The organism is Salmonella sp. 741265050_HSA (genome assembly GCF_046569445.1).
Lineage (GTDB): Bacteria > Pseudomonadota > Gammaproteobacteria > Enterobacterales > Enterobacteriaceae > Salmonella > Salmonella enterica.
This window is the reverse complement of the sequence record NZ_JBKFSV010000008.1, coordinates 75,635-88,919: the sequence shown is the minus strand read 5'-3', so window position 1 is coordinate 88,919 and position 13,285 is coordinate 75,635. Positions and strand designations below refer to the sequence as shown.

Below are 13,285 nucleotides of genomic sequence, written 5' to 3'. Positions count from 1 at the left end.
GTTTAAACTAGTTACAGTTAATTATCAGGCAAATCAATATGAACTCATTTGAGCGAAGAAATAAAATTGTCGACCTGATTAATACGCAAGGCAGCGTGCTGGTGATGGACCTTTCAAATACCTTTGGTATTTCTGAAGTGACTATCCGTGCTGACCTGCGTCTGCTGGAAGAGAAAGGCCTTGTCACCCGTTTTCATGGCGGCGCGGCAAAACCGGGAAGTCATCTGGCGGAAGGCGACAATCAGGAAGTCATTCTGGAAGATCGGTATCAACTCGCCAGCGATCCGAAAAAGCGGATTGCCCAGGCGGCTGCGGCAATGGTTGAAGAAGGAATGACCATCATTCTGGATAGCGGGAGCACAACATTACTGATTGCGGAAGCGCTCGCGCGAAAAAGCAATATTACGGTGATCACTAACAGCTTGCCTGCCGCTTTTACGCTATCAGAAAATAAAGATCTCACGCTGGTGGTTTGCGGCGGTACGGTACGGCATAAAACCCACTCAATGCACGGCACGATTGCGGAACGATCGCTACACGGCATCAGCGCCGATGTCATGTTTGTCGGGGCGGATGGTATTGATGCGACAAACGGTATTACCACGTTTAACGAAGGTTATTCCATTAGCGGCGTCATGGCGGCGGCGGCACACAAAGTTATCGCGGTACTGGACGCGACCAAATTTAACCGTCGCGGCTTTAACCAGGTATTGCCGATGGACAAGATCGACTGTGTGATAACCGATGACACTATCAGCAAACAGGATAAAGCGGCATTAGCGAAAACAGGCGTGGAACTAATGATCGTCTAAAAAGGAGTCGGTTATGCGTTGCTGATCGCGAGAGTAAGCCCGAAGGAAAGGCCCGGCCCGCTATCACCGCCCAATGCCCCCATCAATTTACCCACATCAATCACCTGATTGAGTATTAACGCGATGGCGATAAAAGGCGGTTCCCGGGCGCTCGCTTTTACTCTTCCTGCTGCTCCAGCGCGTACTTATACAGCGCATTTTTCTTCACGCCGTGAATTTCTGCTGCCAGCGCCGCCGCTTTTTTCAGCGGCAGTTCTGCCTGTAGCAGCGCCAGCGTGCGCAGCGCGTCGGCGGGCAGGTCGTCTTCTTGCGCTTTATGGCCTTCGACAATCAGCACCATTTCGCCTTTGCGGCGGTTTTCATCTTCTTTGACCCACGCCAGCAGCTCGCCGACCGGCGCGCCGTGAATGGTTTCCCAAGTTTTGGTCAGCTCACGCGCCAGCACCACGTAGCGGGATTCGCCCCACACGTCCACCATATCTTCCAGGCTATCCAGCAGACGATGGGTGGACTCATAAAAAATCAGCGTTCGCGGCTCCGCTTCAACCGCCTTCAGCGCATCACGGCGACCTTTGGATTTCGCCGGTAAAAAGCCTTCATAGCAGAAACGGTCGGATGGCAGGCCAGCGGCGCTCAGGGCGGCAATCGCCGCACACGGCCCCGGTAGCGGCACCACGCGAATCCCCGCTTCACGGCAGGTACGTACCAGGTGATAGCCGGGGTCATTAATTAGCGGCGTACCGGCGTCGGAAACCAGCGCAATGTTCTGCCCTTCTTTTAGCTTCGCGACCAGCGTTTCCGCTTTTTGCTGTTCGTTATGGTCGTGCAGCGCAAACAACCGGGCATTAATCCCAAAATGTTGCAGTAATAAACCGGTATGACGAGTGTCTTCAGCGGCAATTAAATCAACGGCTTGTAAAACTTCCAGCGCGCGTTGAGTAATATCAGCCAAATTCCCGATAGGAGTAGGTACAATAAAGAGTTGGCCCTGAGAATTATCCGCCGATTCGTTTTGTTTCATTGTGTCGTCCGTATTGCCGATTTAATATTGAGCATTGCGTAAAAAAATATCACTGGATACAGTATGGTACCCTCAACATTTTCTCGTTTGAACGCCGCACGCGCGCTGCCTGTCGTCCTGGCTGCGCTACTTTTCGCCGGGTGCGGCACCCAGGCGCCAGATCAAAGCGCAGCCTATATGCAGGGTTCAGCGCAAGCTGACTCCGCCTTTTACCTGCATCAGATGCAGCAAAGCGCAGATGATAGCAAGACCAACTGGCAATTACTCGCCATTCATGCACTGCTGAAAGAAGGAAAAAGCCAGCAGGCCGTCGACCTGTTCAACCAACTCCCGCAAAATCTGAACGATACCCAGCGTCGCGAACAGTCTTTATTAGCGGTAGAAATCAAACTGGCGCAAAAAGATGTCGCAGGCGCGCAGGCCTTGCTGGATAAACTAAAACCCGCCGACTTTGCGCCACATCAGCAAGCACGTTACTGGCAGGCGCAGATCATTGCCAGCCAGGGACGCCCGTCGCTTACCCTGTTGCGGGCGTTAATCGCCCAGGAACCGCTACTGGCGGCGAAAGATAAACAAAAAAATATCGACGCTACCTGGCAGGCGCTCTCCGCCATGACGCAAGATCAGGCCAGGACGCTGGTTATCAACGCCGATGAAAATGTGCTTCAGGGATGGCTGGATCTGCAACGCGTCTGGTTTGACAACCGCAACGATCCGGACATGCTGAAAGCCGGGATCGCCGACTGGCAAAAACGCTACCCGCAAAATCCGGGGGCAAAAATGCTGCCGACGCAGCTCGTCAATGTACAACGTTTTAAACCAGCCTCCACCAGCAAAATCGCTCTGCTGCTGCCGCTGAACGGTCAGGCTGCCGTGTTTGGCCGTACCATCCAGCAAGGTTTCGAAGCCGCGAAAAACCTCGGCACCCAGGCGGTGGAAATGCAGCCTGCCGCCGCGCCTGACGCGCCGGTAGAACCTGGCGTGGAGGAGACGCAACCACAAATGACCGACGGCGTCGCCAGTCCGTCGCAGGCCTCGGTGAGCGATCTGACTGATGACGCTCCATCCCAGTCCACTACGCCAGTCAGCGCGCCACAAACTCCCCCTGCTACAACAAGCGCGCCGGCGGATCCCTCCGCTGAATTAAAAATCTACGATACCTCTTCCCAGCCGTTGGATCAGGTGCTTGCTCAGGTTCAGCAAGACGGCGCCAGTATCGTGGTCGGGCCGCTGTTGAAAAACAATGTGGAAGCGCTGATGAAAAGCAACACGCCGCTCAACGTGCTGGCGCTCAACCAGCCGGAAACGGTACGTAGCTTCCCTAATATCTGCTATTTCGCGCTCTCTCCAGAAGATGAAGCCCGTGACGCGGCGCATCATATTTATAACCAGGGCAAGCAGTCGCCGCTGCTGTTGATCCCACGCAGCACGCTTGGCGATCGCGTGGCGAGCGCCTTCACCCAGGAGTGGCAAAAACTGGGCGGCGGCATCGTGTTACAGCAAAAATTCGGCTCCGTAGCCGAGCTGAAAATGGGCGTGAACGGCGGCGCGGGTATCGCGTTGACGGGCAGTCCGGTCGCCGCCAGCGTGCCTGCGCAGCCTGGCGTCACCATTGGCGGTCTGACCATCCCTGCGCCGCCGACCGACGCGCAAATCACCGGCGGCGGACGCGTAGACGCGGTCTATATTCTGGCTACGCCGGAAGAGATTGGCTTTATCAAACCGATGATCGCCATGCGTAACGGCACCCAGAGCGGCGCGACGCTGTATGCCAGCTCCCGCAGCGCGCAAGGCACCTCCGGCCCCGACTTCCGTCTGGAAATGGAGGGTTTACAATACAGTGAAATTCCTATGCTGGCAGGCGGCAATATGCCGTTGATGCAGCAGGCGCTGAGCGCTGTACATAACGACTATTCTCTGGCGCGGATGTACGCCATGGGCGTGGATGCCTGGACGCTGGCGAACCACTTTTCGCAGATGCGTCAGGTGCAGGGGTTTGAGATCAATGGCAATACTGGCGCATTAACCGCCAGCCCGGATTGTGTGATTAACAGGAAGTTATCATGGCTCAAATACCAGCAAGGGGAGATTGTTCCCGCCAGCTAACGCGTAAACAGGCTGGCGACGCGTGGGAAGCTGCCGCGCGTCGCTGGCTGGAAAGCAAAGGACTGCGGTTTATCGCCGCCAACGTGCGCGAGCGCGGCGGCGAAATCGATCTGATCATGCGCGACGGAAAAACGACGGTTTTTGTTGAGGTCCGCTATCGGCGCTCCGGGCTTTATGGCGGCGCGGCGGCTAGTGTGACCCGCAGCAAGCAACACAAATTATTACATACTGCCCGCTTGTGGCTCGCCCGCCAGAATGGGAGTTTTGATACTGTGGATTGTCGGTTCGATGTGTTAGCCTTCACCGGAAATGAGATTGAGTGGTTTCGGGATGCGTTTAACGACCACTCATAATTGAAGATTTTAAGGATTAGCGTGCTCGAAAGAATCAAAGTTTGCTTTACAGAAAGCATTCAAACTCAAATTGCTGCGGCGGAAGCGCTTCCGGATGCCATTTCCCGCGCCGCCATGACGCTGGTTCATTCCCTGCTTAACGGCAACAAAATCCTCTGTTGTGGAAACGGGACGTCCGCGGCCAACGCACAGCATTTTGCTGCCAGCATGATTAACCGCTTTGAAACGGAGCGACCCAGTTTACCCGCCATTGCACTAAATACCGATAATGTGGTCTTAACTGCGATCGCTAACGATCGCTTGCACGATGAAGTTTATGCAAAACAAGTCCGGGCGCTGGGACATGCAGGCGATGTTTTATTGGCGATCTCTACGCGTGGTAATAGTCGCGATATCGTAAAAGCCGTTGAAGCAGCCGTCACACGTGACATGACCATTGTGGCGCTAACCGGGTATGACGGGGGCGAGCTGGCCGGACTATTAGGGCCGCAGGATGTTGAAATTCGTATCCCTTCACACCACAGCGCGCGCATTCAGGAAATGCATATGCTGACGGTAAACTGCCTGTGCGATTTGATCGATAACACGCTTTTTCCTCACCAGGATGATTAAGGAGTACACATGAAGGCATTTTCGCCGCTCGCAGTCCTTATTTCTGCGTTGCTATTGCAAGGTTGCGTCGCCGCCGCGGTAGTGGGTACGGCAGCCGTCGGCACCAAAGCCGCAACCGACCCGCGTAGCGTGGGCACCCAGGTGGATGACGGAACGCTGGAACTGCGTGTCAGCAGCGCGCTGTCGAAAGATGAGCAAATCAAAAAAGAGACGCGCATCAATGTCACGGCTTATCAGGGCAAAGTTTTGTTAGTGGGCCAGTCGCCAAACAGCGAACTCTCCGCACGCGCTAAACAGATAGCGATGGGCGTTGAAGGCACCACCGAGGTCTATAACGAGATTCGCCAGGGTCAGCCTATCGGCCTGGGGACCGCCTCTAACGATACCTGGATCACCACGAAAGTTCGCTCACAGCTACTGACCAGCGATCAGGTAAAATCGTCAAACGTGAAAGTCACCACCGAAAATGGCGAAGTGTTCCTGCTGGGCCTGGTGACTGAACGTGAAGGTAAAGCGGCAGCGGACATCGCCAGCCGGGTGAGCGGCGTGAAACGCGTGACCACCGCCTTTACGTATATTAAGTAACCGGTGTGCCGGGTGGCGATAAGAATGTGTAAACCGCGTCGCCATCCGGTAAATCATCCGGCTTCGCTACCCCGCTTTTTCCCGCAGTTGCGATGAGGTCAGAATCGTCACGCCTTCTTGTGCTGGCGCCAGCGCTTCCGCCAGCATGGCCCGCGCCACATCCCGCGCATCAATCGATTTCCAGTTTCCTGGCAACAGCCGAAATAGCGGAGCGAAAAGCGTTTCATTCACCCGCCGCGTTGTTCTGTCGCCGAGCAGCATAGAAGGCCGGGCAATCGTCAAACGAGGCCAATTTTGCGCGATTAACGCCTCCTCCATTTCTCCTTTCACCCGATTGTAGAAAAACGGAGAGTGCGCGTTTGCTCCCATTGCGCTGACCACCAACATGTGCTGCGCGCCCAGTCGACGCCCGGTCAGCGCGGTATCAACCACCAGCGTATAATCCGCATGAATAAACGCCGCTTTACTTCCCGCTTCACGCCGGGTCGTGCCCAGGCAGCAAAAAACAATATCCACCGGGTCGGTCACCTGAGCTAACGCGTCGGTAAGCTGCGGATCGTGAGGGTTATAAACGCCGACAATATCCGTCAGCGGACGACGCGTCGGCGCGGCGATAGCGCTCACCTGCGGCGTGTTGATTAACATTCTCAGCAGATGTCCGCCGACCAGTCCGGTCGCGCCGGTAATCAGTACCTGACTCATCCTCGCTCCTTTACAGATTTGTCCACCTTGCACTCTCGGCCCTATCGACCAGGCTTAATAGTCTACGAGGTAAGTATCCATCATTGTGGAAAATTTGCCTTACCCGACGCCACCACTGCGGAGGAAACGCATGAGTAAGAAAATTGCCGTTTTGATTACCGATGAATTTGAAGATTCAGAATTTACCTCGCCGGCAGCAGAATTCCGTCAGGCCGGCCATGAGGTCATCACCATCGAAAAAGAGGCGGGTAAAACGGTGAAAGGAAAAAAAGGCGAGGCCAGCGTCACCATTGATAAGGCTATTGATGACGTTCGTCCCGACGAGTTCGACGCCTTGCTATTGCCGGGAGGCCATTCGCCGGACTACCTACGCGGCGACAGCCGTTTCGTGGATTTTACCCGCGATTTCGTTAACAGCGGTAAACCGGTTTTTGCCATTTGCCACGGCCCACAGTTGTTGATCAGCGCCGATGTCATTCGTGGCCGCAAACTCACGGCGGTGAAACCGATTATTATCGATGTGAAGAATGCGGGCGCGGAATTTTACGATCAGGAAGTCGTCGTCGATAAAGATCAGCTGGTGACCAGCCGCACGCCTGACGACCTGCCGGCATTTAACCGCGAGGCGCTACGCCTGCTGGGCGCGTGAGTCGCGTAACCAGTGCAGTTTTTTACCAAACCCCAGCGTGTTGTCGGTGAATTTAATTTCATCCAGCCGGATTTCCCATACCGGCGCTGGCAGCACCCTGGCGACCGGGAAGCGACGAAGGTAAGCTTTACGCGCGGCGTCGCTCTCCTGCCCCTCCAGACGGCGAATTTCCCCTTTAAACTGTACGCCGCGAATGCGCGCCACCGTTTTCGGCTGACCATTGACCGTTCCCGCAACTGGCGCGCACGCGCCGGACATTTGCGCATGGCGGGTTTTATCATCCGTTAACAGATACAGCGCGACGTTTTGCGCATCAAACAAATAAAACGCATTGGCGCACCACAGCTCTCCCTCATGGTGTACGCACCAGGTCACCACGTGTTGTTTCGCCAGCCAACGGCCAATAGCGGTAAGTGTGTCCATCTTTATTCTCGCTTATACTGGGAACCTGAAAATTATCATGCTGATGGCGACAATGACACCCTGGTATCTGTATCTGATTCGTACTGCAGACAATGCGCTTTACACCGGAATAACCACCGATGTGGCGCGTCGTTACAGGCAGCATCAAACGGGAAAAGGCGCAAAAGCATTACGGGGAAAAGGCGAGTTAACGCTGGCGTTTGCGGCGCAGGTCGGCGATCGCTCGCTGGCCCTGCGCATAGAGTATCGCATCAAACAGCTCACAAAGCGCCAGAAGGAGCGCCTTGTGACGGAACGCGAAGCGTTTGAGGCGCTGCTGTCCAGCCTGCAAACGCCGGTGCTTAAAAACGATTGAAGTGGTCGTGATACTCCACCAGCCCCGTCACGCCTTCCAGCGCATCCTCAGCCAAACGGTGTACCTGGAAAGCGCTTTCCGTACCGGGCCAACGGCAGTGAAGATCGTAATGCGCGGCCAGTTCAAAACCGAAGCGGCTATATAACGCCGGGTCGCCCAGCGTCACGACCGCCGCGTAGCCGAACTCGTTGAGCGAATCCAGCCCTTCATACACTAACTGGCGCGCCAGCCCTTGCCCGCGATACTTTTCATCGACCGCCAGCGGCGCCATGCCGACCCACTGTAAATCTTCGCCCTGCACATCAACCGGGCTAAAGGCGACATAGCCCACCACCTGACCTTCATCATCCGTGGCCACCAGTCCGAGCGTCAGAAAACCATCTTCACGCAAATCGTGAACCAGCTTCGCTTCCGCATCGCTTTCGAATGAACGGCGTAACAGCGCATCAATACCAGGCGCATCAATGGGAATTTCTACTCGAATTAGCATGGTTCACCTACCGAGGTCTGTTTGGTTTCCGGCGAGTTTTTCATTCCCGCCTCAACAAAATCCGCCAGTTGCAGCAGCATAACGCGTAACGCTTTCGGCATCTGCTCCAGTTCGATGGCGTCCATCAGATTCTTCACATACAACCCTAACTCAGTATCGCCTTCAATGACCAGTCGACGCTGGAAAAAGAGCGTATCCGGGTCCTGTTTACGGGCAGCTATCATTAGTAGATCGCTGGCGTCGGCGCTAAAACTGACGTCAGCATCCGCCTGCTGGCTAACGATCAGCTTTTCATTTTCAACCGTGGTATACCATTTTAAGTCGATGTCACGAACATGAATGCTTAACCAACGACCTTCGAGGAATTCCAGCTCTCCATCGGCCAGCGCCTGACGAAACTGCCAGCTCAGAACCTGTTCCAGAACCTGGCGCTTTAGCGCAAAGGGCGTCAGTTTAACCGGTACACTCATCAGAGACGGGCCAGCATGGACTAAGCGTGAACGCAGTTTATCTAACACGAGCTTTACTCCCTGTTTCAATAGTCCTGTTATTTTGCCATATCCAATAAATCACATGGCGGCGTAAATCAACAATTGGGTCTGATTTTCTACCCCATTATTGGTGTTACCAATACGCCTTTAACTGCCTTAAATCAAAAATTGTCGCAGCAAGGTTAACTAAAATCCCTGTTCGTTAACAATTTTGCGTCTCAGACGTAACCCTCAGGATAAATTATGGAGCTGCTCTGCCCTGCCGGAAATCTCCCGGCGCTGAAGGCGGCCATCGAAAACGGCGCTGACGCCGTTTATATCGGGTTAAAAGACGATACCAATGCCCGTCATTTTGCCGGCCTTAACTTTACCGAAAAAAAATTGCAGGAAGCGGTGAGTTTTGTTCACCAGCATCGCCGCAAATTACACATCGCCATTAATACTTTTGCGCATCCGGACGGCTATGCCCGCTGGCAGCGCGCCGTGGATATGGCGGCGCAGCTTGGCGCCGACGCGTTGATTCTCGCCGACCTCGCTATGCTGGAATATGCCGCAGAGCGTTACCCGCATATTGAGCGCCATGTTTCCGTTCAGGCCTCGGCAACCAACGAAGAGGCGATTCGCTTTTATCACCGCAACTTTGATGTCCACCGTGTAGTACTGCCGCGTGTACTGTCGATTCACCAGGTAAAACAACTGGCCCGCGTCACGCCGGTGCCGCTGGAGGTATTCGCGTTTGGCAGCCTGTGCATTATGGCGGAAGGTCGCTGCTATCTTTCTTCCTACCTGACGGGGGAGTCGCCCAATACCGTCGGCGCCTGCTCTCCCGCCCGCTTTGTCCGTTGGCAGCAAACGCCGCAGGGGCTGGAATCGCGCCTGAATGATGTCCTGATTGACCGTTACCAGGATGGCGAAAACGCGGGCTACCCAACGCTGTGCAAAGGCCGCTATTTAGTGGACGGCGAGCGCTATCACGCGCTGGAGGAGCCAACCAGCCTGAACACGCTGGAACTGCTGCCGGAGCTCATGGCGGCGAACATCGCTTCGGTGAAGATCGAAGGCCGCCAGCGCAGCCCGGCCTATGTCAGCCAGGTGGCGAAAGTGTGGCGCCAGGCGATAGATCGCTGCAAAGCCGCCCCGCAAAACTTCGTTCCACAGCGCGACTGGATGGAGACGCTCGGCGCGATGTCCGAAGGCACTCAAACCACGCTTGGCGCATATCACCGTAAATGGCAGTGAGAGGAGCTATGAAATATTCCTTAGGACCGGTGCTTTATTACTGGCCGAAAGAGACGCTGGAAGATTTTTATCAGCAGGCCGCAAAAAGCAGCGCTGACGTCATTTATCTGGGCGAAGCGGTGTGCAGCAAGCGTCGCGCGACCAAAGTCGGCGACTGGCTGGAAATGGCGAAATCCCTCGCCGCCAGCGGTAAGCAGGTGGTGCTCTCCACCCTGGCGCTGGTACAGGCGTCATCTGAATTAAGCGAGCTGAAACGCTATGTGGACAACGGCGATTTTCTGCTGGAAGCCAGCGATCTTGGCGTGGTGAATCTGTGCGCCGAGCGCAAACTGCCGTTTGTCGCCGGCCATGCGCTGAATTGCTACAACGCGGTCACGCTGCGCCGATTGCTGAAAGAAGGCATGGTACGCTGGTGTATGCCGGTGGAGCTGTCCCGCGACTGGCTGGTGAATTTGCTTAATCAGTGCGACGAACTGGGCATTCGCAATCAGTTTGAAGTGGAAGTGTTGAGCTACGGCCATCTGCCGCTGGCCTACTCCGCTCGCTGCTTTACCGCCCGTTCGGAAGACCGCCCGAAAGATGAGTGCGAAACCTGCTGTATCAAGTATCCAAACGGTCGTGACGTGCTCTCGCAAGAGAATCAGCAGGTGTTTGTGCTTAACGGTATTCAGACCATGAGCGGCTATGTCTATAACCTTGGCAACGAACTGACGTCGATGCAGGGATTGGTCGATATCGTGCGGCTGTCGCCGTTGGGGACGGAGACATTTGCCATGCTTGATGCCTTTCGCGCTAACGAAAACGGCGGCGCACCATTACCGCTTGCCGCGCATAGCGACTGTAACGGCTACTGGAAGCGGCTGGCCGGGCTGGAGCTGCAGGCCTAGCCGGATGGCGGCATCAATACCTTATCCGGCCTACAAATAGCGATCCCGTAGGCCCGATAAGCGCAGCGCCATCGGGCATTGTTTTTGCCGTCAGTCTCATAAAGCTCACTTTGTTAACAACATTCGCTAATCTTTAATGCAGTATTAAAAGATTAACCGGTAACAAAGTGAGCCGTTATGACTGACAAAACTATTCCGTTCTCGGTGCTGGATCTGGCGCCGATCCCTGAAGGATCTTCGGCAAAAGAAGCCTTCACGCACTCGCTTGATCTCGCACGGCTGGCTGAAAAGCGCGGCTATCACCGCTACTGGCTGGCGGAACATCACAACATGACCGGTATCGCCAGCGCGGCGACCTCGGTATTGATTGGTTATCTGGCGGCCAATACCACAACATTACATCTTGGCTCCGGCGGCGTGATGCTGCCTAACCATTCACCGTTGGTGATTGCCGAGCAGTTCGGCACGCTGAATACGCTCTACCCAGGACGTATCGACTTAGGGTTGGGACGCGCGCCGGGTAGCGATCAGCCGACGATGCGCGCGCTGCGTCGCCATATGAGCGGCGATATCGATAACTTTCCACGCGATGTCGCAGAGCTGGTGGACTGGTTCGACGCTCGCGACCCTAATCCGCATGTGCGCCCGGTGCCCGGCTACGGCGAGAAGATCCCGGTCTGGCTGCTGGGCTCCAGCCTGTATAGCGCGCAACTGGCGGCCCAGCTTGGCCTGCCGTTCGCCTTTGCTTCGCATTTCGCACCGGATATGTTGTTCCAGGCGCTGCATCTGTACCGTACCCAGTTCAAACCTTCAGCGCGGCTGGAAAAACCGTACGCGATGGTGTGTATCAATATTATCGCCGCCGACAGCAACCGCGACGCGGAATTCCTGTTTACCTCCATGCAGCAGGCTTTTGTGAAGCTACGCCGTGGGGAAACCGGCCAACTGCCGCCGCCGGTTGAGAATATGGAGACCTTCTGGTCGCCATCCGAGCAGTATGGCGTGCAGCAGGCGCTGAGCATGTCGCTGGTCGGTGATAAGGCGAAAGTGCGACACGGGCTGGAAGCTATCTTGCGTGAAACCCAGGCGGATGAAATTATGGTCAACGGGCAGATTTTCGATCATCAGGCGCGGCTGCATTCGTTTGATTTGGCGATGGATGTGAAGCAGGAATTGTTGGGGTAGCGCGTTGTTTTGCCCGGTGGCGCTTCGCTTACCGGGCCTACAGCATCAAGTAGGCCGGATAAGGTGCAACCGCCATCCGGCACAATAACGTTACTGGTACACCGGCAGCAAATTAAAGCTCGACAGAATATGGATAACCGCGTTGCCGACACCGAAGACCAGAATCAGTACAATCATCGGCGTGCCGCCCCAGACGCGGAATTTCGGGCTGCCGAAACGTTCGCGAGATTTACGCGCCAACAGCGCAGGCACAATGGCCGCCCAGATAGTTGCAGCTAAACCTGCATAGCCAATGGCGTACAGAAAACCGTTCGGCCACAGCAGGCCACCGACAATTGGCGGCACAAACGTCAGCAGCGCCGTTTTAAAACGCCCCATTGCCGAGTCATCAAAACCAAACAGATCCGCCAGATAGTCAAACAGCCCCAGCGTCACGCCGAGGAAGGAACTGGCGACCGCAAAGTTAGAGAACACCACCAGCAGCAGATCCAGGCTGCGGCTGTTCAGCACGCCGCTCAACGCCTGTACCAGCACATCAATATTGCCGCCTTTCTGCGCAATGCCGATAAATTCCGGACGCGGGATGTTGCCCATCGTCCCCAGCAGCCAGACGGAATAGAGCGCCAGCGCCAGTAACGTCCCATAAATCAGGCATTTGACGATGGTACGCGGATCTTTGCCGTAATATTTCATCAGGCTCGGTACGTTACCGTGATAACCAAACGACGCCAGACAAAATGGCAGCGTCATCAGCAGGTACGGCGTATATGACGCGTGGCTTTCAGCCACGTTAAACAACGTGGCAGGCTGAACGTGCCCCAACAGGCTGCCGAAGGTCAGGAAGAAAGTAATCACTTTCGCGCCCAGCACAATCGCCGTCATCCGGCTGACCGCCTTCGTACTCAGCCACACGACAAACGCCACCAGCAGCGCAAAGGCAAAACCTGCCGCTCGCGCCGGAACGTTCAGCGACATCTCAGCAAAGGTATGATGCAGAATTGAGCCGCTCGCCGAGATATAGGCGTAAGTCAGGATGTAGAGCACAAAGGCAATAGAGATGCCATTTACCACGTTCCAGCCTTTCCCCAACAGATCTTTGGTGATGGTGTCGAAACTCGAACCAATGCGGTAGTTAAGGTTGGCTTCGAGGATCATCAGCCCGGAGTGCAGCATACAAAACCAGGTAAAGACCAGCGCCGCCATCGACCAGAAGAACCACGCCCCGGACATGACCACCGGCAGGGAGAACATCCCCGCGCCAATGATGGTGCCGCCGATAATCACCACGCCGCCAAGCAGCGAAGGTGACGTTTGGGTAGTGGTAAGTGTTGCCATTCAGCTCTCTCTCCAGTCATTTATAATGTGACTATCTCTC

The 13,285-nt window shown here is 55.3% G+C and carries 16 protein-coding genes; 10 read left to right on the top strand and 6 right to left on the bottom strand.

All coding sequences use genetic code 11. The annotated features are described in order from the left end of the window. Window positions 1-38 precede the first annotated feature (38 nt). Window positions 39-812: a DeoR/GlpR family DNA-binding transcription regulator gene (locus ACLD4F_RS14855; protein WP_001083899.1), complete on the top strand. Its 774-nt coding sequence runs from the start codon at window positions 39-41 to the stop codon at window positions 810-812. Between the two features lie 157 nt (window positions 813-969). On the opposite strand, the gene rsmI is transcribed toward ACLD4F_RS14855, so the two are convergent. Continuing rightward, window positions 970-1,833 (bottom strand): 16S rRNA (cytidine(1402)-2'-O)-methyltransferase, encoded by an 864-nt coding sequence (rsmI, locus tag ACLD4F_RS14850; protein WP_076727239.1) that lies wholly within the window; start codon window positions 1,831-1,833, stop codon window positions 970-972. A 63-nt stretch (window positions 1,834-1,896) separates the two neighbouring features. Between rsmI and ACLD4F_RS14845 the strand changes: the two genes are divergently transcribed. The 4 genes from ACLD4F_RS14845 to dolP are packed head-to-tail and all read left to right on the top strand — an operon-like array spanning window position 1,897 to window position 5,489. Beyond that, a complete protein-coding gene (locus tag ACLD4F_RS14845; protein WP_411010908.1) occupies window positions 1,897-3,939 on the top strand; it encodes a penicillin-binding protein activator in 2,043 nt (680 codons plus the stop codon). Next, complete coding sequence (locus ACLD4F_RS14840) at window positions 3,897-4,292, top strand: YraN family protein (RefSeq protein WP_000057285.1); 396 nt, start codon at window positions 3,897-3,899, stop codon at window positions 4,290-4,292. Before ACLD4F_RS14845 ends, ACLD4F_RS14840 begins: the two co-directional genes overlap by 43 nt. A gap of 21 nt (window positions 4,293-4,313) precedes the next feature. Further along, window positions 4,314-4,904 carry a DnaA initiator-associating protein DiaA gene (gene diaA, locus ACLD4F_RS14835; protein ID WP_000893481.1) on the top strand — a complete coding sequence of 197 codons (591 nt, stop codon included), beginning with the start codon at window positions 4,314-4,316 and terminating at the stop codon, window positions 4,902-4,904. A gap of 9 nt (window positions 4,905-4,913) precedes the next feature. Further along, the gene (dolP, locus tag ACLD4F_RS14830; RefSeq protein WP_000643280.1) at window positions 4,914-5,489 is read left to right on the top strand and encodes a division/outer membrane stress-associated lipid-binding lipoprotein; all 576 of its coding nucleotides are present in this window, start codon (window positions 4,914-4,916) and stop codon (window positions 5,487-5,489) included. Window positions 5,490-5,555: 66 nt separating this feature from the next. On the opposite strand, the gene ACLD4F_RS14825 is transcribed toward dolP, so the two are convergent. After that, window positions 5,556-6,191 carry an NAD(P)H-binding protein gene (locus tag ACLD4F_RS14825; RefSeq protein ID WP_001517952.1) on the bottom strand — a complete coding sequence of 212 codons (636 nt, stop codon included), beginning with the start codon at window positions 6,189-6,191 and terminating at the stop codon, window positions 5,556-5,558. 130 nt (window positions 6,192-6,321) lie between these two features. Here ACLD4F_RS14825 and yhbO point away from each other — a divergent pair, with 130 nt between their 5' ends. Further along, complete coding sequence (yhbO, locus tag ACLD4F_RS14820) at window positions 6,322-6,840, top strand: protein/nucleic acid deglycase (protein WP_000037599.1); 519 nt, start codon at window positions 6,322-6,324, stop codon at window positions 6,838-6,840. Here yhbO and ACLD4F_RS14815 read toward each other — a convergent pair. Beyond that, entirely contained in the window at window positions 6,820-7,263 is a 444-nt protein-coding gene (locus tag ACLD4F_RS14815; protein ID WP_000380404.1) for a YhbP family protein, read from the bottom strand. The genes yhbO and ACLD4F_RS14815 overlap by 21 nt on opposite strands. Before the next feature lie 37 nt (window positions 7,264-7,300). Between ACLD4F_RS14815 and ACLD4F_RS14810 the strand changes: the two genes are divergently transcribed. Further along, window positions 7,301-7,618 carry a GIY-YIG nuclease family protein gene (locus ACLD4F_RS14810; RefSeq protein WP_000928379.1) on the top strand — a complete coding sequence of 106 codons (318 nt, stop codon included), beginning with the start codon at window positions 7,301-7,303 and terminating at the stop codon, window positions 7,616-7,618. Here the strand turns inward: ACLD4F_RS14810 and ACLD4F_RS14805 are convergent. Both ACLD4F_RS14805 and ACLD4F_RS14800 read right to left on the bottom strand, forming a co-directional pair. Next, on the bottom strand, window positions 7,605-8,108 hold the full coding sequence (locus tag ACLD4F_RS14805; RefSeq protein WP_000908562.1) for a GNAT family N-acetyltransferase: 504 nt from the start codon (window positions 8,106-8,108) through the stop codon (window positions 7,605-7,607). The two genes, ACLD4F_RS14810 and ACLD4F_RS14805, sit on opposite strands and share 14 nt — an antisense overlap. Further along, a complete protein-coding gene (locus tag ACLD4F_RS14800; RefSeq protein ID WP_000884721.1) occupies window positions 8,102-8,626 on the bottom strand; it encodes an SCP2 domain-containing protein in 525 nt (174 codons plus the stop codon). Before ACLD4F_RS14800 ends, ACLD4F_RS14805 begins: the two co-directional genes overlap by 7 nt. A gap of 216 nt (window positions 8,627-8,842) precedes the next feature. Here ACLD4F_RS14800 and ACLD4F_RS14795 point away from each other — a divergent pair, with 216 nt between their 5' ends. The 3 genes from ACLD4F_RS14795 (at window position 8,843) to ACLD4F_RS14785 (ending at window position 11,910) form a co-directional block, all read left to right on the top strand. After that, on the top strand, window positions 8,843-9,838 hold the full coding sequence (locus ACLD4F_RS14795; protein ID WP_000421309.1) for a peptidase U32 family protein: 996 nt from the start codon (window positions 8,843-8,845) through the stop codon (window positions 9,836-9,838). After that, on the top strand, window positions 9,829-10,725 hold the full coding sequence (locus ACLD4F_RS14790; RefSeq protein ID WP_014343907.1) for a U32 family peptidase: 897 nt from the start codon (window positions 9,829-9,831) through the stop codon (window positions 10,723-10,725). Before ACLD4F_RS14795 ends, ACLD4F_RS14790 begins: the two co-directional genes overlap by 10 nt. 177 nt (window positions 10,726-10,902) lie before the next feature. Beyond that, window positions 10,903-11,910, top strand: a complete 1,008-nt coding sequence (locus ACLD4F_RS14785; protein ID WP_079943886.1) for a luciferase-like monooxygenase — start codon at window positions 10,903-10,905, stop codon at window positions 11,908-11,910. Window positions 11,911-12,000: 90 nt separating this feature from the next. Here ACLD4F_RS14785 and mtr read toward each other — a convergent pair whose 3' ends face one another. After that, complete coding sequence (gene mtr, locus ACLD4F_RS14780) at window positions 12,001-13,245, bottom strand: tryptophan permease (RefSeq protein ID WP_017441476.1); 1,245 nt, start codon at window positions 13,243-13,245, stop codon at window positions 12,001-12,003. Between the last annotated feature and the right edge of the window lie 40 nt (window positions 13,246-13,285).

Excerpts from the sequence above, each read along its gene's own strand:
- ACLD4F_RS14855 (WP_001083899.1), top strand. The coding sequence starts at position 39 with ATGAACTCATTTGAGCGAAGAAATAAAATTGTCGACCTGATTAATACG.
- rsmI (WP_076727239.1), bottom strand. The coding sequence starts at position 1,833 with ATGAAACAAAACGAATCGGCGGATAATTCTCAGGGCCAACTCTTTATT.
- ACLD4F_RS14845 (WP_411010908.1), top strand. The coding sequence starts at position 1,897 with ATGGTACCCTCAACATTTTCTCGTTTGAACGCCGCACGCGCGCTGCCT.
- ACLD4F_RS14840 (WP_000057285.1), top strand. The coding sequence starts at position 3,897 with ATGGCTCAAATACCAGCAAGGGGAGATTGTTCCCGCCAGCTAACGCGT.
- dolP (WP_000643280.1), top strand. The coding sequence starts at position 4,914 with ATGAAGGCATTTTCGCCGCTCGCAGTCCTTATTTCTGCGTTGCTATTG.
- ACLD4F_RS14825 (WP_001517952.1), bottom strand. The coding sequence starts at position 6,191 with ATGAGTCAGGTACTGATTACCGGCGCGACCGGACTGGTCGGCGGACAT.
- yhbO (WP_000037599.1), top strand. The coding sequence starts at position 6,322 with ATGAGTAAGAAAATTGCCGTTTTGATTACCGATGAATTTGAAGATTCA.
- ACLD4F_RS14815 (WP_000380404.1), bottom strand. The coding sequence starts at position 7,263 with ATGGACACACTTACCGCTATTGGCCGTTGGCTGGCGAAACAACACGTG.
- ACLD4F_RS14810 (WP_000928379.1), top strand. The coding sequence starts at position 7,301 with ATGCTGATGGCGACAATGACACCCTGGTATCTGTATCTGATTCGTACT.
- ACLD4F_RS14805 (WP_000908562.1), bottom strand. The coding sequence starts at position 8,108 with ATGCTAATTCGAGTAGAAATTCCCATTGATGCGCCTGGTATTGATGCG.
- ACLD4F_RS14795 (WP_000421309.1), top strand. The coding sequence starts at position 8,843 with ATGGAGCTGCTCTGCCCTGCCGGAAATCTCCCGGCGCTGAAGGCGGCC.
- ACLD4F_RS14790 (WP_014343907.1), top strand. The coding sequence starts at position 9,829 with ATGGCAGTGAGAGGAGCTATGAAATATTCCTTAGGACCGGTGCTTTAT.
- ACLD4F_RS14785 (WP_079943886.1), top strand. The coding sequence starts at position 10,903 with ATGACTGACAAAACTATTCCGTTCTCGGTGCTGGATCTGGCGCCGATC.
- mtr (WP_017441476.1), bottom strand. The coding sequence starts at position 13,245 with ATGGCAACACTTACCACTACCCAAACGTCACCTTCGCTGCTTGGCGGC.